The organism is Paenibacillus sp. MZ04-78.2, assembly GCF_024213375.1.
GTDB lineage: Bacteria > Bacillota > Bacilli > Paenibacillales > NBRC-103111 > Paenibacillus_G.
Window position 1 is genome coordinate 47,278 of record NZ_JANAVJ010000007.1, and the last position, 21,820, is coordinate 69,097.

Below are 21,820 nucleotides of genomic sequence, written 5' to 3' on the forward strand. Positions count from 1 at the left end.
TCCATATTCCATCCGGAAGGCCTACAGTTTTCGACAAATGAACCCATTTTATCCGCTTTCCAAATCTAGTATCGTTTTAGCTGAGTTACGAAACTGGGAGGAGGAGCGGTTATGCAGGAGCGCAGAAAATGGATTGACGTCGCCAGGGGGGTAAGCATCATTTTGGTCGTATTGGGGCATTCGGGGAATGAATGGATCGACCATTATTTCGGTTGGTTCCGTATGCCGTTGTTTTTTCTGGTCAGCGGGCTTTTGTTCAAAAGCGTTATGCCGGACAAGTACATATCGTGGGCGCTGAAACGTATTCGAACGTTTATGATTCCCTATTTCGCCTACGGGATTGGCATTGCCATACTGGTTGCAGCCAAGCAGAGAGATCCGTTATCCGTTTCCCGCGATATTTGTAATCTTATTTATGGGGGAACGGTGCTAGGCGGGTGGTACGGCGTCTTCTGGTTCATCACCTGTTTGCTGCTTGTGCATCTTTTGATGGGGTTTCTTACCCGATATCCGGTTAAGGTACAAGCAGCAGCGGTGCTTGTGTCCTATACGGCCGCTCATTTCGTCAGCATGACGCCTTTCGCCGAAAAGGATATCCCTTGGAATGCGGATGTGGCGCTTATGGCGGTTGCGTTCTTTTTTCTGGGCTATACGGTTAAATCTCCATTGGCTTCATGGCTGGAGCGGAGGACCTGGTTCATTCCGGCGCTGCTGATTTCGACAGCTGCAATTGTTCTTAATATAGAACGAATCTGGATTTTTCGTATGGATATGAAAATGAAGGGTTACACCCAGCCGGTGCTGGATCTCATCGTTCCGCTGGCGTGCGTCCTCGTCGTGCTTCAATTGTGCTACTGGATTTCGCGTTGGCGGGTGTCTTCCATTCTGGCATTTTTGGGGACCGTGACCATCTCGATCATGTACCTGCACATTCCGGTCAATATCGTGCTAAAGTTCGGTTTAGGCATGGAGTACGGTTCGTTTGTCTTTACGCTTGCCGGCGTGGTGCTTCCGTTAGGGGTGGCTTGGATCATGTCCAAATCGTCCTTGCTGTCCATGCTTTTCTTGGGTCAGCAGGGCTTCGGAAGGAAGGAGAAACTCCAAGGCAAGCTGAAGGCGGCAGGTTGAGCTTATCTCATTTTGTCGAACTGTTTTCTCAACACTGAAGGTCAGCCTCCGGGCTGGCCTTTGTTCGTTCGGATGCCTGGTACGTATCGCCGCCCTCGCCGTACCAGATCATCGTTTTGTCCGCGCATAAATTATACTATTCCTAATGGAATACTTATGATATATTGATTTTTACAAGTTCGTCAAGAGCTGGAAGGAGGAGGGAGCGCTCGTGAATATTGAGAATCTCGAGGCGTTCGTCTATGTCATTCATTTCAACAGCTTTAACAAAGCAGCCGACGCGCTGTTCTTGTCCCAGCCGTCCATTAGCGCCAGAATCCAGTCGCTGGAGCGCGAATTGGACGTCAAGCTTTTCGATCGGGAGGGCCGACATTTTTCGCTGACGGACAAGGGCAAGCAGTTTTTGCCCTACGCCCAGCAAGTGCTGCAGACCTACAAGAAAGGCAAGCAGCAGCTGCAGCAAATGAACGCCGCGCCTCACGAGCTTCGGATCGGCTGCACCGCGTCGGCAGCCAATTATATGATCCCGGAGCTGGCGCCTCTCTTCAAGCAAAAATACCCCGATCTCCAGCTAAAATTAGTGACGGCTTCGAGCGACATCATCTTGGAAAAGCTGCTGAACAAGGAAGTGGACGTCGGACTTGTGCGCAACATTACGCATCCGCATGTGGACTCCGTCCGGTTCTACGAGGACCCGATCCGCCTTTTCGTATACCAGGGGCATCCGTTTGTGAGCCAGGAGCGCATTGCGCTGGAGGATATCGGAAGCGAGCCGATCGTGTTTTTCGAATGCGGGGCTCTCGATTGGATGAAAATTCATCGGCTGTTCGACACGCTCGACCGCCCGCCGAATATCGAGCTGCACCTCGATAACCTGGAGACGGCCAAGAAGCTGGTACTGAAAGAAATGGGAATCAGCTTCCTGCCGGAGCTGTGCGTACGCAAAGAAGTGAAGGAAGGGCTGCTCTGGCCGGTCGACATTCCTTCCCTCGCCGGCATCACCTTGCGCACCAATCTCGTTTCGCTCAAAGGGGAAGGCTCGGCTCTCGGCAAAATGGCGCTGGAACTCAGCCGAGAGATCGATTGGAAACGAAATGCTTAATCGAATTGTTCGATTTAAGAATAGAAATCCTCTATTACGAACCCCGTTGACGGACGACAGGGGCGGTGATAGACTTTTTTTAACCAATAAAACCAACAAAACCTATTGGATTTTACTAAATTCAATAGCCGGATTACAGGAGGGATGGGCGATGGGGCTGAAGCTAAGCATCTTGGATCAAAGTCCGTTGGACGAAGGAAAAACGGCCGTCGACGCGTTCCGGCATACGGTGGCTCTGGCACGCAAAGCGGAGGAGCTCGGCTACCACCGGTTCTGGGTATCCGAGCATCACGATTCGGCGGCCGTCGCAGGCTCTTCCCCGGAGGTGCTGATCGCGCATTTGCTGGCGCAGACCGAGCGGATTCGCATCGGCTCGGGCGGGGTCATGCTGCAGCACTACAGTCCGTACAAGGTGGCGGAAAATTTCAACGTGCTCGCCTCGCTCGCCCCGGGACGGGTGGACCTCGGCATCGGCCGGGCGCCGGGAGGGCTTCCCCTCTCGACGAAGGCGCTCCAGCAGGAGACGGCCGGGAAAAGCAGACCGCTGGCGGATAAGCTGATCGAGCTGGAGCAGTACTTGACCGATACGATCCCCGGGGACCATCCGCTTCATGGGCTCAAAGCGATTCCGGTTCCGGCCGAGCCTGCGGACTTGTACCTGCTCGGAACGTCGCCGGCCAGCGCGGAGCTTGCGGCGAGCCGGGGCATTCCCTACGTGTTCGCGCAGTTTATTAACGGGGACGAGGCGATTGTCCGGCAATCGCTGGACACGTACCGGAACCGGTTTGCTCCCCGGAAGTCCCTCCGGCCGGAGGTCATTCTCGCACTTTCGGTCCTTGTGGCGGATACGGACGAGGAAGCGAAGCGGCTTGCCGCCGACGCCAAGCTTGTGAAAATTCACTTGGAAAGCGGAAGGACGATCACCGTGAAAACCGTAGAGCACGCGGAACAATTCGGGCGGCAAAGCGAGGAAGAATACACGATCGAAGTCAAGGATGCGGACGTCGTGCACGGCTCCAAGGAAACCGTGCGCGCCAAGCTGCTGGACATCCAGCGGAAGTACGGCGTGGACGAACTCATTCTGATTTTCGCTCTGAAGGAATTCGAACAGCGGCTTCAGGCGCTGTCGCAGCTCAAGGAAGCATTCGCTGAGTCGGTCGTATAAACGTGGAAAACGAGGGAGGAATCGGAATGGCAAACGGAAGAAAGCTGAAGTTGGGCGCAATCATCCACGGCGTCGGAGGAAATATGGCGGCTTGGAGACATCCGAAAATTCAGGCGGACGCCAGCGTCAGCTTCGAGTTTTACACGCAGCAAGCCCGCAAGGCAGAAGAAGGCAAGTTCGATCTGGTGTTTATCGCCGACGGCTTGTTCATTAACGAAAAGTCGATCCCGCACTTTCTGAACCGGTTCGAGCCGCTCACGATTTTATCCGCGCTCGGCGCGGTCACTTCGAAGATCGGTCTCGTCGGCACCTTGTCGACCTCCTACAGCGAACCGTTCACGGTCGCCAGACAGTTCGCTTCCCTCGATCATATCAGCGGAGGCCGGGCCGGATGGAATGTGGTCACCTCTCCGCTGGAAGGCTCCGCCCTCAACTACGGCAAAAAAGAGCATCCGTCGCATGACTTGCGCTATAAGATCGCCGAGGAATTTTTGGAGGTGACCCGCGGGCTGTGGGACTCTTGGGAGGACGACGCGTTCGTGCGGGATAAAGCTTCGGGCGTGTTCTTCGATCCGGGCAAAATGCACCGGCTCGATCATCAAGGGCCATTTTTCTCCGTGCAGGGTCCGCTGAACATTGCCCGCTCCAAGCAGGGGCACCCGATTGTGTTCCAAGCCGGGTCGTCGGACAGCGGCCGCACCTTGGCGGCCAAAACGGCCGACGCGGTATTCACCGGGCACGAGTCGATCGAGGACGCCAAGCGCTTTTACCAGGATGTGAAGACGCGAGCAGCCGCATACGGCCGCAGCGCCGACGATATCCTCATTTTTCCGGGCATCGGGCCGATCGTCGGGCGGACGCAGGGGGAGGCCGAGCGCAAATACGAAGAGATTGCGAACCTCATGACGATCGAGAACGCGCTGAACTACCTCGGCCGCTTCTTCGACCATTTCGATTTCTCGCCGTTCCCGCTCGACGAGCCTTTCCCCGAGTTGGGCGATGTCGGCAGCAACAGCTTCCGCAGCACGACGGACAAAATCAAGCAGACGGCCAAAGAGCAGCAATTGACGCTGCGACAGGTGGCGCTCCAGACGGCGACGCCGAAAGGGCGGTTCATCGGGACGCCGGAAAAGGTGGCCGACCTTGTCCAGCAGTGGTTCGAGGAGAAGGCGGCCGACGGATTTATTATTCATTCGAGTGTACCGGGAGGACTCGACGATTTCGTCGAGTTGGTCGTACCGATCCTACAGGAGCGGGGAATATACCGGGAGGCGTACGAGTCCGACACGCTGCGCGGGAATTTGGGCCTCGCCAAGCCGGAAAACCGCCATACGCTCGCCAGACGAGCACCGCAAGATTTTGTGAAAAGCTCCTGAGCGGATTCGTTCTTGGCAATTCATCATGATTATGGGGGGTACCATATGAAAAAAAGATTTCTTTCGGCGTCACTGCTCACTGTCCTTCTTCTGGCAGGCTGCGGCGCTCAAGCCTCTACGGGAGGGGCGGGGAACAAAGAAGCGGCGGGGGGAGCGGGCAGCTCAAGCGCACCGGCTTCCGCGGGCGGCCAGGCCGTGAAAAAAATGATCGTCGGCACGGGCACGCAGTTTCCGAACATTTGCTTCATCGACAAGGACGGCAAGCTGACCGGGTACGACGTGGAGCTCGTCAAAGAAATCGACAAGCGTCTGCCGGAATATGAGTTCGAGTTAAAAACGATGGAGTTCAAAAATTTGCTGCTGAGTCTGGAAACGAAAAAGATCGATTTTATCGCGCATCAAATGGAAGTGAACGAGGAGAGACAGAAGAAATTTTTGTATAACGACGAAGCGTACAACATTTTCCCGAATAAAATCATCGTGCACAAGGACAATAACGACGTCAAGTCGATTGCGGATTTGAAGGGCAAGAAGCTGATCGCAACCGCGACGAGCAATGCGGCGGCGCTGGCCGAAAAATACAATAAGGAGCACGGCAACCCGATCCAGATCGTCTATACCGGCGCAGGCGAAGACGCGAGCGCGCAAGTCAAAACCGGGCGGGTCGACGCCATGATCAGCACGCAGTTTGCCATTGACTACTTGAACAAAAGCGTGGACGCTCAGCTCAAAACGGTCGGCGAGACGCTCTCCAATTCGAAGGTGTATTTCATGCTTCGCAAGGACGAAGGCGAGCTGAAAAGCAGGATCGACGAGGCGTTGAAGGCGATCAAGGCTGACGGGACGCTGGCGAAGCTGAGCAAGCAATGGCTGGGCGACGACTATACCGTAGAGAAGTAAACCAAATCTCCTTACAGAAAGGTATGGGTAGGAATGGGGAAATCGTTCGACGCCGCGCTCATAGGGGAGTTCCTTCCTATACTGCTGTCTTACCTGCACATTACTCTGTTTATTTTGGCTGCTTCGCTCTTCTTCGGCGTGCTGCTGGGACTGCTGATTGCGCTGCCCCGGCTGTACGACGTTCCGGTGCTGAATCGGATCGCCGCCGTTTACGTCTCGTTTGTCCGTGGAACACCGATTTTGATCCAATTGTTTCTCGTCTTTTACGGGGTGCCTGCGCTGCTGCTTCTCGTGAACTTCGACATGTCGCGGATGAATCCGATCGTGTTCGTCATTATTACGTATGCGCTCGGCAGCGCCGCCTCGATCTCCGAGGTGATCCGCGGGGCGGTCAACGCCGTAGACCGCGGCCAGCTTGAAGGCGCGTACGCCGTGGGCATGACAGGGCCACAGGCCTTCTTCCGGATCGTCCTGCCGCAGGCGTTCGTCGTTGCTTTTCCGAACTTCGCGAGCACGGTGATCGGCTTTTTGAAAGATACGTCGCTGGCGTACTCCATCGGCGTTATGGACATGATGGGACGGGGACAGACGCTGATTGCGACGACCGCCCACACGCTGGAGGTGTATATCGGCCTGACGATCATATACTATTTGACCGTGCTCGTGCTGGAGAAGGGCTTTGCGCTGACGGAAATCCGATTGCAGCGGCACGAACAAAAAATCGCGAGCGCATGACCGGCTGCCGGTCCGGGGATGGAGTGAGAACGAATGAGTATCGACATCGGGTTTATTGTGACGGCTTTTTTTGAACTATTGGACGCGCTGCCCTTGACGCTGGTCATTACGATTGTCCCGCTTCTGTTCGGGTTCGTCATCGGCGTGGCGACGGCGCTGATCCGCATGTACAAGGTGAAGGTGCTTCACCGGATCGCCGACGCCTATGTTTCCTTTTTGCGCGGAACGCCGGTCATTCTGCACGTATTCCTCATTTATTGGGGACTGCCGATGCTGATCGACAAGCTGTCGACGCATTACGGATGGGGGATCAAGACGGCTTCGATCCCGATCCTGTCGTTCGTGCTGACGGCGTTCTCCCTGACGGCCGGCGCTTATATGTCCGAGATCATCCGTTCCGGTCTCCTGGCGGTAAACCGCGGTCAGATCGAAGCCGCTTACTCCGTCGGCATGAGCACGCCGCAAGCGCTCAGACGCATCATGCTGCCGCAGGCGATCGGGGTCATTTTGCCGAATCTGTGCAACCTGTTCGTCGGATTTTTGCATACGTCGACGTTTGCGTTCACGTTCTCGCAGATGGAGCTGCTTGGCAAAGCCAGCGTCGTGGCGTCGAACAATTTGAAGTTTCTGGAAGCCTTTATCGCGGCGGCGCTGATTTATTGGGGAATTACGGTCGTGGCGGAGCGGCTGACGGCTTATTTGGAGAAAAGGGTAACCAAATACAATCGGGGAGGCGTGACATGATACGGCTGACGAACATTCAAAAGTCGTTCGGCAAGCAGACGGTGCTGAAAGGGATCGACTTGTCGGTGGACAAAGGGGAAGTCGTCGTCATTCTCGGGCCCAGCGGATCGGGCAAAACGACGCTGCTCCGCTGCGTCAACCTGCTGGAGCGCCCGCAGGACGGGGAGGTGGCGATCGGTGATTTTACGGTCAACTGCAAGCATCCGAGCAAGCGCGACATCTTGACGCTGCGCCGCAAAACGGCGATGGTGTTCCAGCATTACAATTTGTTCAAGCACAAGACGGCGCTGGAAAATGTGATGGAAGGCCTCGTCATTGCGCAGAAAGTGCCGAAGGAAGAGGCGAGGGAGCGCAGCCTTCAGGTGCTGGAGAAGGTCGGCCTCGCGGCAAAAGTCGATGCCTACCCCAGCCAGCTCTCGGGCGGGCAGCAGCAGCGGGTCGGGATCGCCCGGGCTTTGGCGCTCAATCCCGAGGTGATTTTGTTCGACGAACCGACGTCGGCGCTTGATCCCGAGTTGGTCGGCGAGGTGCTGTCCGTCATCCGCAAAATTGCCCGTGAAGGCATCACGATGATCGTCGTGACGCATGAGATGAGCTTTGCCCGCGAAGTGTCGAACCGCGTGGTGTTTATGGATGAAGGCGTCATCGTCGAGGAGGGCAAGCCGGAGGACATTTTCTCCCGCCCCCAGGAAGAGCGCACCAAGCAGTTCTTAAGACGAATTACGCCGGAATGGAGTTATGTGATATAAATAGCCAAAATCGTGAGGTGAGTTCCGTGAACGAGGTGTACCGTCAAGCGACTCTGGACGATGCCGAGCGGCTTCTGAGTGTGATTCGCAGAGCTTATCGTAGCATCGGGGAGCTGGAAATCGAATTTGCGGCCGTCCATGCGGATTTGGAGATGGTGCGGACGAATATCGCCGAGTATGCCAGCTACGTGCTGGAGATCAATGGGACGATCGTCGCGACCATTTCGCTCCGGTCGCTGCCGGAAGTAACCGATCTGCCGTTCTTGTACAACTTTGCCGTCGATCCGGCGTATGCGAACCGCGGCGTCGGCAGCAAGCTTCTGGCCTATGCGGAGGAAGCGGTCGTACGGGACATTCTGCTTTCGCCGGCTGTTGTTCTCGCGACTTCGGCGAAGCATCCTTGGCTGCTGCCCATGTACGAACGTAAAGGCTATGTGCGCTTCTATGATCGGGAGCTGGGACGGGACGACAAGCTTGTCTTTTTGCGTAAAAATTTGCTGCCTGAAGTCCGCGCCACCACAGGCTGAAACGAGGAGAGGCTGCGCATGAACCCTGAACGATTGCTTCACGAGGCCGAGGAACTGAAGCACGAATTGGTGCGGCTTCGCCGCGACTTGCACCGCCATCCGGAGCTGTCGATGCAGGAGGTGGAGACGACCCGCAAAATCCGGGAAGCGTTAAGCGGAGCGGGCATCCGGCTGCTGCCGCTCGACCTGCCTGTCGGCGTGCTGGCGGAGGTCGAAGGGGCCGAGCCCGGGCCTACGGTGGCGCTGCGGGCGGATATCGACGCGCTGCCGGTGACGGAAGAAACCGGGCTGCCGTTCGCCTCGGAAATTCCGGGAAAAATGCACGCTTGCGGGCACGATTTTCACACCGCGGCGATGGTCGGCGCGGCGCTGCTGCTCAAGCGACATGCCGCAGAGCTGAAAGGAACCGTGAGGCTGCTGTTTCAGCCGGCGGAAGAGAAGGGCACGGGAGCGAAAGCGATGATCGGAGCGGGTGCTTTGGAAGGCGTGCAGGCGATCTTCGGCATGCATAACAAGCCTGAGCTGCCGGTCGGCACCGTGGGCTTGGCCTCGGGGCCGCTGATGGCCAGCGTCGACGGCTTCAAGCTGACGGTGACCGGCAAGGGCGGCCATGCGGCCATTCCCGATACGGCGATTGACCCGATCGTCGCCGCCAGCGCGGTTGTAGGCGGCCTCCAAACCGCGGTCAGCCGCAGCATCAGCCCGCTCGATAGCGCGGTCGTCAGCGTGTGCAGCTTTCATGCGGGCAGCACGTGGAACGTTATCCCGGACAATGCCGTTCTGGACGGCACCGTGCGGACGTTCCGCCCGGAGGTCCGGCGGAAGCTGCCGGACTTGCTGGGGCGCATCGCCAGCGGCATCGCTGCGGGCTACGGCGCGGAGGCGCGCCTGACTTGGTATGCGGGAATTCCGTCGGTTGCGAATCATCCGGAAGCGGTGGAGATCGTCCGCGAAGCGGCGCAAGCTTTGAGCCTCCAGGTGACGGAGGCCCGGCGTTCCACGGGCGGCGAAGATTTTGCGCACTACCAGGAACAGGTGCCGGGCTGCTACTTCTGGATGGGCACGAGCGGAACGGAGGAATGGCACCATCCGAAATTTACGCTGAATGAGGATGCGCTGGCGCCGGGTGCGGCTTTATTTGCGCTTGCGGCGGTTCACGCTTTGGACCGTCTCCGAGGTTAGTCGCGTCGGTACCACTCGCCGGACATCCACTCGCTCGCTTTCCAGCGCAGCACGTCCGGCGTGGCGAGATGGATGATTTCTTTCAAAAAGCCGAGCTGCTCCGTGTCGGACATCGGGCGGAATTGTTTGGCGATGGCGAGATTTTTCTCCAGCTGCTCCATGGTTTCCATTCCAATAATGGTCGTGGCTACGGGTAGCGAGAACGTGTACCGCAGCGCCTGCTCGTACCACGGGGCGAGCTTCCCGAGCGCCATCGCCTTCATGCCGATCACGGCGACTCCTTTCTCGACGGCCCGCGGAACAAATTCGTGCGCGAAGCTGTAGATGAAGTGGTCGGCGGCGGATAGCGCCACCAAGGCGCTGTCGAAGGGGAACCGTTCGATGGCTTCGAGCTGCACTTCCGGGTTCGTATGCCCGCTGACGCTGATCGCCTTGATGATGCCCTGCTCCTTCGCTTCGCGCATCGCCTCCATCGCTCCGCCCTTGGCGAAGCACTGCTCCAAATCGTCCATCGTCACCAGATTATGCAGACGCCATTCGTCGACACGGTCGGTTTGCAGCCGGTTCAGGCTGGCTTCGAGCAGACGCCACGAGCCGTCTCTGGTCCGGTCGTGCGTCTTCGTTGCGATCCAGACGTCGCTGCGGCGGTGCCGGAGCGCTTTGCCCAGCCGCTCCTCCGACTGCCCGTCGGAATAGCTCGGGGCCGTATCGAAGTAGGTGATGCCTTCGTCGATCGCCCGGTTAACGATGCGTATCGTTTCCTCCTCCGTACATTGATGCTCGTCCACGATGCGCTGGGCGCCGAAGCCGAGAATCGGAAATTGCTTGTCGGACGCGCCGAAAGGTCTATGTTCCAAAAAAGTTCACTCCTTCGGGAATGTAGGTGCTCATAGTCTGATTATACCTAATTATAAGGCGGTTTAATATACGATTGAAAAGGAGTGACCGTTATCCGTACGTCTTACGATGTCATCGTCATCGGCGCAGGCTCCATGGGCATGAGTGCGGGGGCGCATTTGGCGCGGAGAGGGATAAGCACGCTGCTGATCGACGCGTTCGACCCGCCCCATGGGGGAGGCAGCCATCACGGGGAGACGAGACTGCTCCGTCATGCCTACTCCGGAGGGGGCCCTTACGCGGCCATGGCGGTCCGGGCGCACCGGCTCTGGAACGAGCTGGAGGAGGAAAGCGGCCGGAAGCTGTTCTTTCGCAGCGGCGTGCTGAATATGGCGCCGGCAGGGCATTCGGGACTCCGCGACAAGCTCGAATCGTCGGTTGCGCTTCAATTGCCGGTCGAGCTGCTGCGGCCGGAGGAGATTGCCAAGCGCTGGCAGGGCGTTCAACTGCCGGACGACTATGCGGGGCTGTTCGAGCCGGAGGCCGGCTATTTGCTCAGCGAGCAATGCGTGCAGGCGTACCGCGAGACGGCGCTGGCGCACCGGGCGGTGCTGCTTCCGTACACGCGCGTAACGGAGGTCGTGACGGGGAGCGCAGGCGTCACTGTAAAAACCGGGGTCGGCGACTTCCACGCGGACCGGCTTATTGTCAGCGCGGGCGCGGGAATCGGCAGCGTGCTGCTTCCGTCGCTTGAGCTGCCCGTGGCGTCGGTCCGCAAAGCGGTCGCTTGGTTTCAGGCTGACGAAGCGCTGTTCGCTTCCGAGCGGTTCCCGGGATTCACGTTAAGCACTCCGGAGGGCGGCTTTTACGGCTTTCCGAGCATACAAGGGTCCGGCGTGAAGATCGGTCGGCACGAGACCGGTCTTCCGCTCTCGCCGGTCGGGCAGCCGGCTGAATTCGGGACGCTGCCGGAGGACGAAGGCGATGTCCGCCGGGCGCTGGAGACGTATATGCCGGCTGCGGCGGGCGCTCTGCTGCGCGGCGGGGTGTGCAAATACGAGCTTTCGCCGGACGAACATTTCATCATCGACCAAGCGCCGTGCGAGCCGAACATTCAGATCGCCTGCGGCTTTTCGGGTCACGGCTTCAAGTTTGCCAGCGTCGTCGGCGAAATGTTGGCGGACCGGATCGAAGGAAAACCCGACGCGTTCGATCTAAGCATGTTCCGGCTATCCCGGTTTCAGAAGCAGCAGGTGGAGAACGTTCGGTGGATAGCATATCCGATCGTAAGACATAAGCGCCATTCGTTGGAATAATCCGTCAAAACCGGCAACTTAACCTCATTACGTGCGCCAGAATCCCTATATTCATAGTAGGCATATGTTAAAATCCTCTTTTCACCGTTCATATTATTCTCCTTAGTTTAAGCCTAAGGGAGCAAGTGAAGCTGCAGCGGAAAACGGGGAGAGCGAATTCGAAGCGCGCACCTGCAAAATCAAAAAGCTTCATGCCTTGATAAACGGAGAGATGGTTCCCGCCGCCAAGGTAACCTCGGGGGATTTAGGCAAAGTATGGGGGCTGGAAGACGTGCGGATCGGGGATGTCGTCGGCGAGCAGTCTCCTCTCATCAAGCATTTCAGCTTCGCAGTCCCTCAAATGGAGTCGCGAATCGAAACGGCGGAGCCAAGCCCAAGCAAGGACCATCTGCTGTACAAGGCGCTTATCGGCCTGTCGGAGGAAGATCCGCTAATTCAGGTGATGAAAGATGATGTTCATCAAGAGCTTTATATCCGCATTTTTGGCGAAGTGCAAAAAGAAGTGATCGAAGCGGCCTTGAAGGAACAGTACGATTTGGAAGTCAGGTTTTCGGAGACCCGAACGGTTTGCCTGGAAAAGCCGGAAGGAACGGGTCAGGCGCTGGAGATCATCGAGGAAGGCGATAATCCTTTTTATGCGACCGTAGGGTTCAGAGTCGAGCCCGGCTTGCCCGGAAGCGGAATCGCCTACCGCATGGAAGTCGAATTAGGCTCGCTGCCGCTGGCCTTCCATAAAGCCATTGAAGAGACGGTCCACCAGACCTTGAAACAAGGGCTGTACGGCTGGGAGGTTACCGATATTGTCGTGACCTTGACCCATACCGGTTATTTCAGTACGGTATCGGCGGCGGGCGACTTTAGAAAGCTGGTCCCCCTTGTATTGATGGTCGCCGAATCTGTTCTAGCGCGCAGCGGACCTATTGCCCGACACTGCCGCAGGACGTCGATGCCGAAGCGCCGCTCCTTCTGCCTCGGGATAGCCGCAGTCAAAACTGCCGTATCCGGGACGAAGGGGCGGCGTCTTGTTTTCATACACCGAACTGTGAACCGTTGTTCATCCAGATTTTTACGAAAACTTAATCTCCCAAGCTTTGACAAAATGGTAAAATGGATCTGGGTTATATGCCCCAATATAGAAAATAATGGAGGTAACTAATGAGATCCTTTAAAGCTGTTCTTGCAAAAACGGCACTGGCGCTTTCGCTTCTCCTTTCGCTGCCGGGGTGGATAGGGGAGACGCCAAGGGCGCTGGCGGAAGGACCGACGGACCCTGCCCCGTTCCTTAATCCTACGGTTGTGAACGAGAATGCGGGCAAAAAAATTTTGTTCGACAACACGCACGGCCAGACGGCCGGAGCTGCCGACTGGGTCATCGACGGGGCGTTCTCGGATTTTGCCAATGCGCTCGCGAACAACGGCTACTATGTGAAGGAGCTTCGCAAAACGTCGCCGATCACACTGAACGACCTGAGCAGTTACGACGTGTTCGTGATTGGAGAAGCCAACATTCCTTACAAAACAAGCGAGCAGGACGCGATGGCGCAGTACGTCCGGAATGGCGGCAGCATCTTTTTCATCGCCGACCATTATAACGCGGACCGTAACAAAAACCGCTGGGATGCTTCGGAGGTGATGAACGGCTACCGGCGAGGAGCCTGGACCAATCCGGCGAAAGGCATGAGCGCCGAAGAGCGCGCTTCCGAGGCCATGCAGGGAGTGGCCGGCTCGGATTGGCTCGCCACGAATTTCGGCGTCCGTTTCCGTTACAATGCGCTGGGGGACGTTACGGCCAACCAGATCGTTCCGCCTAACCAGGCGTTCGGCATTACCCAGGGCGTCTCGACGGTCGCGATGCATGCCGGTTCGACTCTTGCCATCATCGATCCTCTCAAGGCGAAAGGCATCGTGTATTTGCCGAAGACGAACGCCGCGTGGCCGAATGCGGTGGATCAAGGCGTATATAACGGCGGAGGGAAGGCGGAGGGGCCGTACGCGGCTGTCGCCAAAGTGGCTGCCGGGAAGGCGGCGTTCATTGGCGATTCGTCGCCGGTTGAGGATGCCACGCCGAAATACCGCCGCGAAGAAACGGGACAAGTCAAGAAGACTTATGACGGATTCGAGGAGCAGAACGACGGCGAGCTGCTGGTGAATGTCATAAACTGGCTCGCCAAAAAGGAAAGCTACACACGGCTCGACCAAGTCCCGAACCTGCAGCTGGACCAACCAACTGCGCTGCTGCCGTTTGAAAACCCGGCAAGCTCGACCGAGCCGAAGCCCGAGCCGTGGGCAGCGCCGGCGCCCGGATATAAATGGTGGGACCGTTCGACGTTCAAGCCGGGATCGTACGGGTACGGGTCCGGGCCGGAGGTCGACAATCCGACATACAGCTTCGTCAAACAGGAGCCGCTCCCGAACGACGAAGAGTTCCAGATTCGTGTCGTCGTGGACAACTTGGCTCCCGGAGCCACGGTGTCGGACTTAAAACTGGGCATTTACTTGACAGGCGGAACCCAAGTGGCGAAGATCCGCAATGCGGACGGCTCGTGGCCGACGGACTACGGTTATAGCGCGAATTTTTCGCTTACGGCCAACAGTCAAGGAAAGGCTACGAAAGATTTGACGGTTCAGATTAAGCCGGGAACGAACGGTTCGGCGAGCCTCCGGCTTAGACAAGCGAGCGACAACTTGAAGACGGAGACTGTCACCATCTCGGATGGTTCTGCAGAGCCGCTGCCTTAAACCTCGGCGTTTCCGCAGCTTAACCGAACGTAAAGGCCTCTGATGAAAAAAGCACTTTTCGCCAGTCGACTGCGCCATGCGCGTCGTACGGGACGAAAAGTGCTTTTTGGTTAGGGATCGCTGCCTCAAGGCTGCATAATCTTATCGATCAGACCATAGGTCACCGCATCGTCCGCGGACATGAAGTAATCGCGGTCCATATCCCGCGCCACCTTTTCCAGCGGCTGGCCCGAGCGCTCGGAGACGATCCGGTTTAACCGGTCCCGGGTATCGAGGATGCGGTCGGCATGAATTTTCATATCGGACGCTTGCCCCTTCATCCCGCCCCATGGCTGATGAATCATGACCTCGGCGTTAGGCAGCGCAAATCGCTTGCCCTTGGCTCCGGCGACGAGCAGAACGGCGGCGAAGGAAGCGGCGCAGCCTACGCAGATGGTCGATACGTCGGGTTTGATGAACTGCATCGTATCGTAAATCGCGAAGCCTGCGGTGGTCGAGCCGCCCGGCGAATTGATGTAGAGATGAATGTCTTTTTCGGGGTCCTCCGCCGACAGCAGCAGCAGCTGAGCGGTGATCGAGTTGGCGACTTGATCGTCGATCTCGCTTCCGAGAAAGACGATGCGGTCTTTCAGCAAGCGGGAATAAATATCGTAGGAACGCTCCCCACGGCCGGTTTGTTCCACGACAACCGGTACATAGTTCATACTTGATGCCCTCCTTGTGGCTCAGACCGCTTACGCGGCCAGCGCTTGAATCGTTGTGTCTCCACGGCTCACGCCGCGTTGGCTGCGTGCAGTAAAGCCCGAGGAGACCATGATGAGAACTTCCTCGCCGCCCGGCGCTCCGGTTCGCGAAGGCAGCGCCCAGCGGGTCACGGTCGCTTCCGAGCGATCGGTTCCGGCCTGCCGGTAGTCGTCCAATTGCGTTACTGGCCGGCAGCCTCGTTCGGCTTCCCGGTCCTTTTGCGGCTCCGACCATTGCCATACGACGGCCGGGGAGTTTTCTCCACCGGCTTCGGCATCGCCGCTCTGCTTTGCTTTGCGCTCCAGTTCACGTTCCATTACGCATTCCCTCCCGAGGTTTGATTAATTTGCGGATACACGGCCAGCACGACCTGATATGGGTCTGCGGGTTCCGCTTCGTTCGCCGGTTTGCGGTACTTGGCGGTCAACTGCCGGACAAGGGCGGCGTACTCCTCGACAAAAGCTTGCCGCTCCTCCGCATCCCGGAGAGAGACTTGAAACTGCAGCGACGCGCTTGGAATGTCTTGGCCTTCGTCCGAATGCTCCATCAGGAGCAGCGCATCCTGCTTGATGCGTTCCGCCGTTTGAACCAGATGGGACAGCGAGCCTTGGTCCTTGAGGCGGCGGACCGTTTCCGGCTTCATTCCCAGTTGATCGGACAGGATGAACGTCTTGGCGACGGCTTGATAAAGCACCTCGACCAGGTTGCGTACCTGCCTCGTACCGACCCGGCGCACCAGACCGGCTTTCTCCAGCGCCTTCAAGTGATAGTTGATCCGCTGTGGCGCTTCGCCGATCGCTCGGGCCACTTCCGCCGCGGAAGCGGGCGACGCCAGCCGTGCGGCAATATCCGCCCGCAGCGGATTAAGCAGGGCCATCGCCTGCTCCGGGGCTTCAATCCGCAGGCTTTCCAATATGTCTTCGGTCACAATGGTTCATCTCCGTAAAACAGTATTTACCACGTAAAAATATATTATTACGTAAATGAATCGTTGTCAATGGGTAAATAATTGGATAAATGAAGACGGTTGCAAAAATGAGTGGAATAAGTAAAATGAACAAATAAAGGCGGTATCCATGACAGAATAAAGTCGCGCGAATCGTTGTTATATTTTTATGAAATCGTTATCCCAATCTAGGCGAGGTGGTTCATTTGTTAAAAATGATTATTGTTGATGACGAGAAAAAAACGGTTGAGGGCATTAAGGAATGCCTCGATTGGACAGATTACGGGATTGTAATTGCAGGACAAGCAAGGAATGGGAGCGACGGGTTAGACCTGGCCGTTCAAGTAAGGCCCGATATTGTTTTGACAGATATCCGGATGCCTGTCATGGATGGCATTGAATTTTCCAGGGAGTTGAGACAGCTTCTACCGGAAACCAAAATCATTTTTATTACCGGTTACTCGGATCTTTCCTATATGAAGTCAGCCTTCAAGGAAGGCATCATCGATTATATACTAAAGCCTATAGATATAGACGAGTTGGAAAGTGTCATCAGGAAGACGGCTGAACTTTGCGAAATCGAAAAAAAGAAAGAGCAGAATCGACTGGAATTGGAAAGCAGGCTTCACGAAAGCATTCCGGTGCTTCGGGACCAGTTTCTTTCCATGCTCGTGTTGGGTGAGATCGGCGAAAAGGATTTGATCGATGAAAAGATGAGACATCTTGCTATCGATCTTCCAGTCGAAGATACCGGTTATCTTGTTTTTGTTGTCGATGTTGATGACTACTCTGTGATTAGCTCGCATAAACAGCCGTTTGAGTTGAAACTACTATCTATGGAAATAATCAGTATGGCCCAGAAAACGATGGATGGTAAGGGAATCATGGTTCAACTGACCGAAGGTGAGTTAGCTGGCATTATCCCCTCTCGTACTGCGCATGGAGAGGCTATAGCCGAAAGTGCAGGCGAATGGATGCAAACGCTCCAGAACGGTCTGAATCGGGATCTTGATTTAAGCGTTACCATCGGCGTCGGGGAATGGGTGGACAGTGTCGAGAAAATAAGTTTTTCTTATTACAGGGCCGTGCATGCCGTAAATCAAAAGCTGCATCGAGGTAAAAATCATATCATCTACGCCGATAACGTGTCGATCCTTCATGAAAAAGACGCAACCTTCGGATACAAAATCTACGAACAGACTTACGCTGCTTTAAAAGCGGGGGATATGGACAAAGCCCGGCTCCGGATCGAGGATGTATTTGAACATTTGAACCGCTCATGCTCCCTGCAATACGTTCAGAGTGTATGCCTGCAGTTCACTGCTGTTTTTCAACGTATCTATGCTGAATATGCGGACGACCGATCAGAGAATCCTGCGCTGGACGTTTTTACCATTGCCAATGAACTGTTCAGGTTAGAAACTATAGAAGATATGAAGCAGTTTGTGCTAACTCATTGCGCAAAAGTATGCCATTATGTCGCCACTGGTCGTGACCGGCAATCCCAAATTGTTGATGATATAAAAAGCTTGATCGAAGAGAGGTATGCCGAAAATTTAACCATTGAGCTGATCGCCAAGGAAGTATTTCTTTCCCCTGCTTATACAAGTCTTCTTTTTAAACAAAAAACGGGGGAAACCATTAACGGCTTCTTGACACGTGTCAGAATTGAAAAAGCAAAGGAACTGCTGCGGCAGGGCTCAAGCAAATTGTATGAAATCTGTCTCGACATTGGTTATTCGGACCCAAAGTACTTCAGCAAACTGTTTAAGAAGATAACCGGCCTGAGCCCCTCAGAATATAAATGATGCTAATGGAGAGATCCGAACGATGAAAATAGAGTTAGCTTTCTTTACAAAAAAATACGGCAGTTACAGTCTGCGGACAAAGATCATCATTTATTTTCTCATTATTAACATGATTGTTATGTCGAGTTTAGGCACGATCTATTATTGGAAATCGACTCAGATCATGCAGGAGGAAACGGCGAAAAATATTCAAAACACATTGTCCAGAGTAGCGATCGATGTAGTGAACCTGACGGATAGTATTAGACAAGTATCCGACTCCATCAGCGCGAATCCGAATATTCGAGAGTATTTAACACGACCGGTTACGGACGACGATTTTCAACAAAGTATGGAAGATTTCAGAAAGATCAATGATATTATCCAGTCTTTTCCTTACAAGCAGGAAGTTTTTAAAATACGGATTTTTTTCGATACCCCTATCTTCTATTCGAGTAATAAAGTGAATCTGCTTGGGATGGAGCAGGCGGCTTCGGCCCCTTGGTATAAGGATGTAAATGAGCGCAACGGCAAAATTGTCTGGACCAGCACCTATCCATACAAGTTTTATCATGCATGGCAGGAAAATATTATTTCCTGTGTTCGCGTCCTCAACGATCTTAAGCAGTTGGACAAGCGCCTTGGATATGTCAGCATTGATTTAAAGGAAAGAGATATTTTCAAGATATTGGAGGCAACGGAGGAAGTCGTTAACGGAAGGCTGTTTATCGTGAATGGCAGTGGCACAATTTTATCCAACCGAGATAGCGCACTAATTGGTAAATCGATATACACGATGAAAGGATTCGAGCATTTGTCGCTGAATGAAAAGTCGCTGAATGAAAAGTCGCTGAATGAAAAAAAATTTGTTCGCGCTGATGTCATGGGCAAAAACTCATTGGTTCAGGTGAAACCTATTGAATCGTTAGATATGAACATCGTCTCGGTTATCCCGATGGAAAGCATTTCTGAAAAGAACGTAATTATTTTGAAATTTCTGCTCCAATCATTCGCACTCATCCTCCTATTATCCATCCTGTTGGCCGTACTGTTATCCAAAAATGTGACAGGACGGGTTCTTCAATTGATTGAGTATGTGAGGAGAGTGGATATCGAGGACGATGATTATGAACTCAAGGTAGAGCATAATGACGAACTGAGTAGTCTGATGATTTCTTTCAATAAGATGGTGGCCCGCAACCGTACATTGATCAAAGAAGTGTACCAGGAAAAAGTAAGCAAAAAAGAAGCGGAAATGAGGGCCCTTCAAGCACAAATCAATCCTCATTTTCTGTATAATACGATGGATACGATTAACTGGATGGCTCTTAAATATAAAGCGCGCGATATTATGCACATGACTCAGTTGCTCAGCAGGTTTTACCGGCTATCCCTCAATGGGGGCAGGGATATTGTCAATATCGAGGATGAAATCGAACATATCAAAACGTACATCGATATTCAGAAAAACAGATTCGAGGACGACATAGAGGCGTATTTCGATATTTGCCCGGAGCTTTACAGCTACAGCACAATAAAACTTTTACTTCAGCCTATCGTCGAAAATGCAATATTTCACGGTATTCAAAAGAAGCCCGACCAGAAGGGTGTAATCCGCATTGTGGGGTTTAAGGATGGTCAAATCATTAAGCTGCGAATTATAGACGATGGCGCCGGTATGGACCGGGAGACGGTCGTTAAATTGGAAGCGGGGCTTATTGAAGCCGACAATCATAGTGGCAGCTACGGATTAAAAAACATAACGCAGCGAATCAAGCTTTATTTCGGAGAAGAATATGGCATAAAAATTGACAGTGAACCGGAGAAAGGCACTTGCGTGGAGCTCTTTTTTCCAGCCGTGACCTACAAGGATTCCTGATATTCTGTTTTTTAGTAGAAATACAGTAAGATAAGACACCTTAACTATCCATTTACCTACCTCACGCCTGACCAAAACTTCATACAATAGAAATATCCCGCATGACAAGCCATTGGAAGAATGAACTGTGGAGGAAACAACAGAGGAGGCATGCCGGTGAAAAAGCAAAAAACGGATATGACGATTTGAAAGTGCTTTATTTGGTAAAAGCCATAAATGGCATAATGGATAGCAAGGGAGAATGCAATGTTAAAAAAATCTGTCAATTTTTATTTTCGAATCCCGGTTTGGGTCTATATGCTACTTGTAGCAGGTTTTCCGATTCTGTATACCGTTAATTTGAGCTTTCGCAAGTTCAGCTTTGCTTTGCCGGGATATGAGGGCCAGTTTATCGGATTGGACAATTATACAAGGGCCTTGCTTGATCCCAACTTCTGGGGCTCGCTGGGCGTTACATTCACGATCATCCTGTTCGTTATTCCAGCACAGTTGGTTGCCGGCTTTTTCATTGCCGGGCTGCTTGCCAAAAATTTGCGGGGGACCAAAATATTTTCTTCGTTTATTTTTCTTCCGATGACCATTGCGCCCATTGTAGTCGGACTCATCGGGAGATTGCTGCTCATTGATAGATTCGGTCTGGTCTCATGGTATTTGGAGTATCTAGGCATCGATCTTGGAGGTTCTATTCTGGGTCAGCGCATACCTGCGCTTGCTTCCATCATTCTATTGGATATTTGGCATTGGACGCCCTATGTCGCTTTGCTGCTGTTAGCAGGTTTGCAATCGCTTCCAGTAGAGCCGTATGAAGCAATTGAGTTGGAAGGCGCCTCCAAACTGCAAACGGTATGGTACGTAACCTTGCCTTTACTGAAGCCGATTTTAGTTACCGCCGTACTGTTTCGTTCCATCGATTTGTTCCGTATATTCGATGAAATATTGGTGCTTACGGGGGGAGGTCCTGGTTCCAGTACGGAGTCAGTCGAGATGCTTACCTACAAAGTAAACTTCCATAATTGGGATATGGGGTACGGAGCCAGCATCGGCGTAATTACCTTGATTATGGTGTTGCTTATGAGCTTATTGTCTCTGAAATTAACAAGAAAAGAGACCTAGCGGAGGGATTTTACGAAATGCGGCAAATCCGAACAAGAGAAATGTTCATGACCTATACTGTCCTATGCGTTTTATCTATTATGGCGCTATTCCCTTATTTGTGGATGCTACTCGGCTCGTTGAAGGGCAGGCTGGACCTTTTCTCCATTCCCCCAAAATTCGTATTCAGCCCTACGACGGCCAACTATACAGAAGCGTTTGTTCACAAGTCCTTCCTGCAGAACTTGATGAACAGTGTGAAACTGGCTGTCACTTCCACGGGAATAGCGATCTTAATCGGTGTGCCGGGGGCTTATGCTTTATCGCGTTCCAAAGCAAAGGGGGATGGGCTGTTACTTATGATGGCATTGCTTACCCGAATGGTTCCCCCTGTCGTCATCGCAATTCCATTCTATGTGTTGATGGTAAAGCTGAAGTTGATGAATACAATGACGGGTGCGGTGCTTGCCCACTCTATATTGACCATTCCACTTATGGTATGGATGATGAAAAGTTTTTTTGATACCGTTCCCAAAGAAATTGAAGAAGCGGCCGCAGTAGACGGTTGTACAAACATATCGGTTTTTTTCAGAATCGTGATGCCGCTTGTGCTCGGAGGGCTTGGCGCATCCTCCATCCTGTGTATTATCACCTCATGGAATGAATATTTGTTAGCCAGCGTTTTAACAGGAAAAAGTACCGCCACATTGCCAGTCGCAATTCCAGGCCTAATCAGCTCGAGTGGTACGTTATGGGGGGAAATATGCGCTGTCGGAACAGTGGTTTCAGTACCGATCGCGATATTTACGCTCGCCGTTCAACGCCATTTGGTCAAAGGAATGACTATGGGTGCTGTGAAATAACCAGCCAAC

Annotated in this window: 20 protein-coding genes and 1 pseudogene; 17 read left to right on the plus strand and 4 right to left on the minus strand. The window is 53.9% G+C overall.

Features of this window, described 5'->3' with window-relative positions:
* Positions 1-111 precede the first annotated feature (111 nt).
* From NLX71_RS07765 to NLX71_RS07810, 10 genes are all read left to right on the plus strand, one after another.
* Positions 112-1,128: an acyltransferase family protein gene (locus NLX71_RS07765; protein ID WP_254362982.1), complete on the plus strand. Its 1,017-nt coding sequence runs from the start codon at positions 112-114 to the stop codon at positions 1,126-1,128.
* A 211-nt stretch (positions 1,129-1,339) separates the two neighbouring features.
* On the plus strand, positions 1,340-2,230 hold the full coding sequence (locus tag NLX71_RS07770; protein ID WP_254362984.1) for a LysR substrate-binding domain-containing protein: 891 nt from the start codon (positions 1,340-1,342) through the stop codon (positions 2,228-2,230).
* A gap of 151 nt (positions 2,231-2,381) precedes the next feature.
* Entirely contained in the window at positions 2,382-3,395 is a 1,014-nt protein-coding gene (locus NLX71_RS07775; RefSeq protein WP_254362986.1) for an LLM class flavin-dependent oxidoreductase, read from the plus strand.
* Positions 3,396-3,421: 26 nt separating this feature from the next.
* Positions 3,422-4,771, plus strand: a complete 1,350-nt coding sequence (locus tag NLX71_RS07780; protein ID WP_254362987.1) for an LLM class flavin-dependent oxidoreductase — start codon at positions 3,422-3,424, stop codon at positions 4,769-4,771.
* A 45-nt stretch (positions 4,772-4,816) separates the two neighbouring features.
* Positions 4,817-5,671 carry a transporter substrate-binding domain-containing protein gene (locus tag NLX71_RS07785; RefSeq protein ID WP_254362989.1) on the plus strand — a complete coding sequence of 285 codons (855 nt, stop codon included), beginning with the start codon at positions 4,817-4,819 and terminating at the stop codon, positions 5,669-5,671.
* A gap of 33 nt (positions 5,672-5,704) precedes the next feature.
* A complete protein-coding gene (locus tag NLX71_RS07790; protein ID WP_254362991.1) occupies positions 5,705-6,406 on the plus strand; it encodes an amino acid ABC transporter permease in 702 nt (233 codons plus the stop codon).
* 33 nt (positions 6,407-6,439) lie between these two features.
* Positions 6,440-7,150 (plus strand): amino acid ABC transporter permease, encoded by a 711-nt coding sequence (locus NLX71_RS07795; protein ID WP_254362992.1) that lies wholly within the window; start codon positions 6,440-6,442, stop codon positions 7,148-7,150.
* Positions 7,147-7,899, plus strand: a complete 753-nt coding sequence (locus tag NLX71_RS07800; protein ID WP_254362993.1) for an amino acid ABC transporter ATP-binding protein — start codon at positions 7,147-7,149, stop codon at positions 7,897-7,899. Before NLX71_RS07795 ends, NLX71_RS07800 begins: the two co-directional genes overlap by 4 nt.
* A gap of 26 nt (positions 7,900-7,925) precedes the next feature.
* Positions 7,926-8,426: a GNAT family N-acetyltransferase gene (locus NLX71_RS07805; RefSeq protein WP_254362995.1), complete on the plus strand. Its 501-nt coding sequence runs from the start codon at positions 7,926-7,928 to the stop codon at positions 8,424-8,426.
* An 18-nt stretch (positions 8,427-8,444) separates the two neighbouring features.
* Positions 8,445-9,608: an amidohydrolase gene (locus NLX71_RS07810; RefSeq protein ID WP_254362996.1), complete on the plus strand. Its 1,164-nt coding sequence runs from the start codon at positions 8,445-8,447 to the stop codon at positions 9,606-9,608.
* Here the strand turns inward: NLX71_RS07810 and NLX71_RS07815 are convergent.
* Complete coding sequence (locus NLX71_RS07815; protein WP_254362998.1) at positions 9,605-10,465, minus strand: aldo/keto reductase; 861 nt, start codon at positions 10,463-10,465, stop codon at positions 9,605-9,607. The genes NLX71_RS07810 and NLX71_RS07815 overlap by 4 nt on opposite strands.
* Positions 10,466-10,558: 93 nt before the next feature.
* Here NLX71_RS07815 and solA point away from each other — a divergent pair, with 93 nt between their 5' ends.
* From solA to NLX71_RS07830, 3 genes and pseudogenes are all read left to right on the plus strand, one after another.
* Entirely contained in the window at positions 10,559-11,761 is a 1,203-nt protein-coding gene (gene solA, locus NLX71_RS07820) for an N-methyl-L-tryptophan oxidase (protein ID WP_254363150.1), read from the plus strand.
* A gap of 175 nt (positions 11,762-11,936) precedes the next feature.
* A pseudogene (locus tag NLX71_RS07825) lies at positions 11,937-12,653 on the plus strand (tetracycline resistance protein); the annotation flags it as partial.
* Between the two features lie 263 nt (positions 12,654-12,916).
* The gene (locus NLX71_RS07830) at positions 12,917-14,500 is read left to right on the plus strand and encodes a DNA-binding protein (RefSeq protein ID WP_309248927.1); all 1,584 of its coding nucleotides are present in this window, start codon (positions 12,917-12,919) and stop codon (positions 14,498-14,500) included.
* Positions 14,501-14,625: 125 nt separating this feature from the next.
* On the opposite strand, the gene clpP is transcribed toward NLX71_RS07830, so the two are convergent.
* Genes clpP through NLX71_RS07845 form a run of 3 tightly spaced genes read right to left on the minus strand, consistent with a single transcriptional unit; the run spans position 14,626 to position 16,172 of the window.
* Positions 14,626-15,204: an ATP-dependent Clp endopeptidase proteolytic subunit ClpP gene (gene clpP, locus NLX71_RS07835; protein WP_254362999.1), complete on the minus strand. Its 579-nt coding sequence runs from the start codon at positions 15,202-15,204 to the stop codon at positions 14,626-14,628.
* Between the two features lie 30 nt (positions 15,205-15,234).
* Entirely contained in the window at positions 15,235-15,561 is a 327-nt protein-coding gene (locus NLX71_RS07840; RefSeq protein ID WP_254363001.1) for a hypothetical protein, read from the minus strand.
* Positions 15,561-16,172 (minus strand): ArsR/SmtB family transcription factor, encoded by a 612-nt coding sequence (locus NLX71_RS07845; protein WP_254363003.1) that lies wholly within the window; start codon positions 16,170-16,172, stop codon positions 15,561-15,563. The genes NLX71_RS07840 and NLX71_RS07845 overlap by 1 nt, the downstream gene beginning before the upstream one ends.
* A 233-nt stretch (positions 16,173-16,405) precedes the next feature.
* Here NLX71_RS07845 and NLX71_RS07850 point away from each other — a divergent pair, with 233 nt between their 5' ends.
* From NLX71_RS07850 to NLX71_RS07865, 4 genes are all read left to right on the plus strand, one after another.
* A complete protein-coding gene (locus NLX71_RS07850) occupies positions 16,406-17,998 on the plus strand; it encodes a response regulator transcription factor (protein WP_254363151.1) in 1,593 nt (530 codons plus the stop codon).
* Positions 17,999-18,020: 22 nt separating this feature from the next.
* Positions 18,021-19,856, plus strand: coding sequence for a sensor histidine kinase (locus NLX71_RS07855; protein ID WP_254363004.1), 1,836 nt, complete (start codon positions 18,021-18,023; stop codon positions 19,854-19,856).
* Between the two features lie 246 nt (positions 19,857-20,102).
* A complete protein-coding gene (locus tag NLX71_RS07860) occupies positions 20,103-20,969 on the plus strand; it encodes a carbohydrate ABC transporter permease (RefSeq protein ID WP_254363005.1) in 867 nt (288 codons plus the stop codon).
* 17 nt (positions 20,970-20,986) lie between these two features.
* Positions 20,987-21,811, plus strand: coding sequence for a carbohydrate ABC transporter permease (locus tag NLX71_RS07865; protein ID WP_254363006.1), 825 nt, complete (start codon positions 20,987-20,989; stop codon positions 21,809-21,811).
* Positions 21,812-21,820 lie beyond the last annotated feature (9 nt).

Bases quoted from the DNA above. Each gene is read 5' to 3' on its own strand.
- NLX71_RS07855 (WP_254363004.1), top strand. From the start codon at position 18,021: ATGAAAATAGAGTTAGCTTTCTTTACAAAAAAATACGGCAGTTACAGT.
- NLX71_RS07765 (WP_254362982.1), top strand. From the start codon at position 112: ATGCAGGAGCGCAGAAAATGGATTGACGTCGCCAGGGGGGTAAGCATC.
- NLX71_RS07780 (WP_254362987.1), top strand. From the start codon at position 3,422: ATGGCAAACGGAAGAAAGCTGAAGTTGGGCGCAATCATCCACGGCGTC.
- NLX71_RS07795 (WP_254362992.1), top strand. From the start codon at position 6,440: ATGAGTATCGACATCGGGTTTATTGTGACGGCTTTTTTTGAACTATTG.
- NLX71_RS07810 (WP_254362996.1), top strand. From the start codon at position 8,445: ATGAACCCTGAACGATTGCTTCACGAGGCCGAGGAACTGAAGCACGAA.
- NLX71_RS07775 (WP_254362986.1), top strand. From the start codon at position 2,382: ATGGGGCTGAAGCTAAGCATCTTGGATCAAAGTCCGTTGGACGAAGGA.
- NLX71_RS07860 (WP_254363005.1), top strand. From the start codon at position 20,103: ATGTTAAAAAAATCTGTCAATTTTTATTTTCGAATCCCGGTTTGGGTC.
- NLX71_RS07865 (WP_254363006.1), top strand. From the start codon at position 20,987: ATGCGGCAAATCCGAACAAGAGAAATGTTCATGACCTATACTGTCCTA.
- NLX71_RS07790 (WP_254362991.1), top strand. From the start codon at position 5,705: ATGGGGAAATCGTTCGACGCCGCGCTCATAGGGGAGTTCCTTCCTATA.
- NLX71_RS07800 (WP_254362993.1), top strand. From the start codon at position 7,147: ATGATACGGCTGACGAACATTCAAAAGTCGTTCGGCAAGCAGACGGTG.
- clpP (WP_254362999.1), bottom strand. From the start codon at position 15,204: ATGAACTATGTACCGGTTGTCGTGGAACAAACCGGCCGTGGGGAGCGT.
- NLX71_RS07830 (WP_309248927.1), top strand. From the start codon at position 12,917: ATGAGATCCTTTAAAGCTGTTCTTGCAAAAACGGCACTGGCGCTTTCG.
- NLX71_RS07785 (WP_254362989.1), top strand. From the start codon at position 4,817: ATGAAAAAAAGATTTCTTTCGGCGTCACTGCTCACTGTCCTTCTTCTG.
- NLX71_RS07840 (WP_254363001.1), bottom strand. From the start codon at position 15,561: ATGGAACGTGAACTGGAGCGCAAAGCAAAGCAGAGCGGCGATGCCGAA.
- NLX71_RS07850 (WP_254363151.1), top strand. From the start codon at position 16,406: ATGATTATTGTTGATGACGAGAAAAAAACGGTTGAGGGCATTAAGGAA.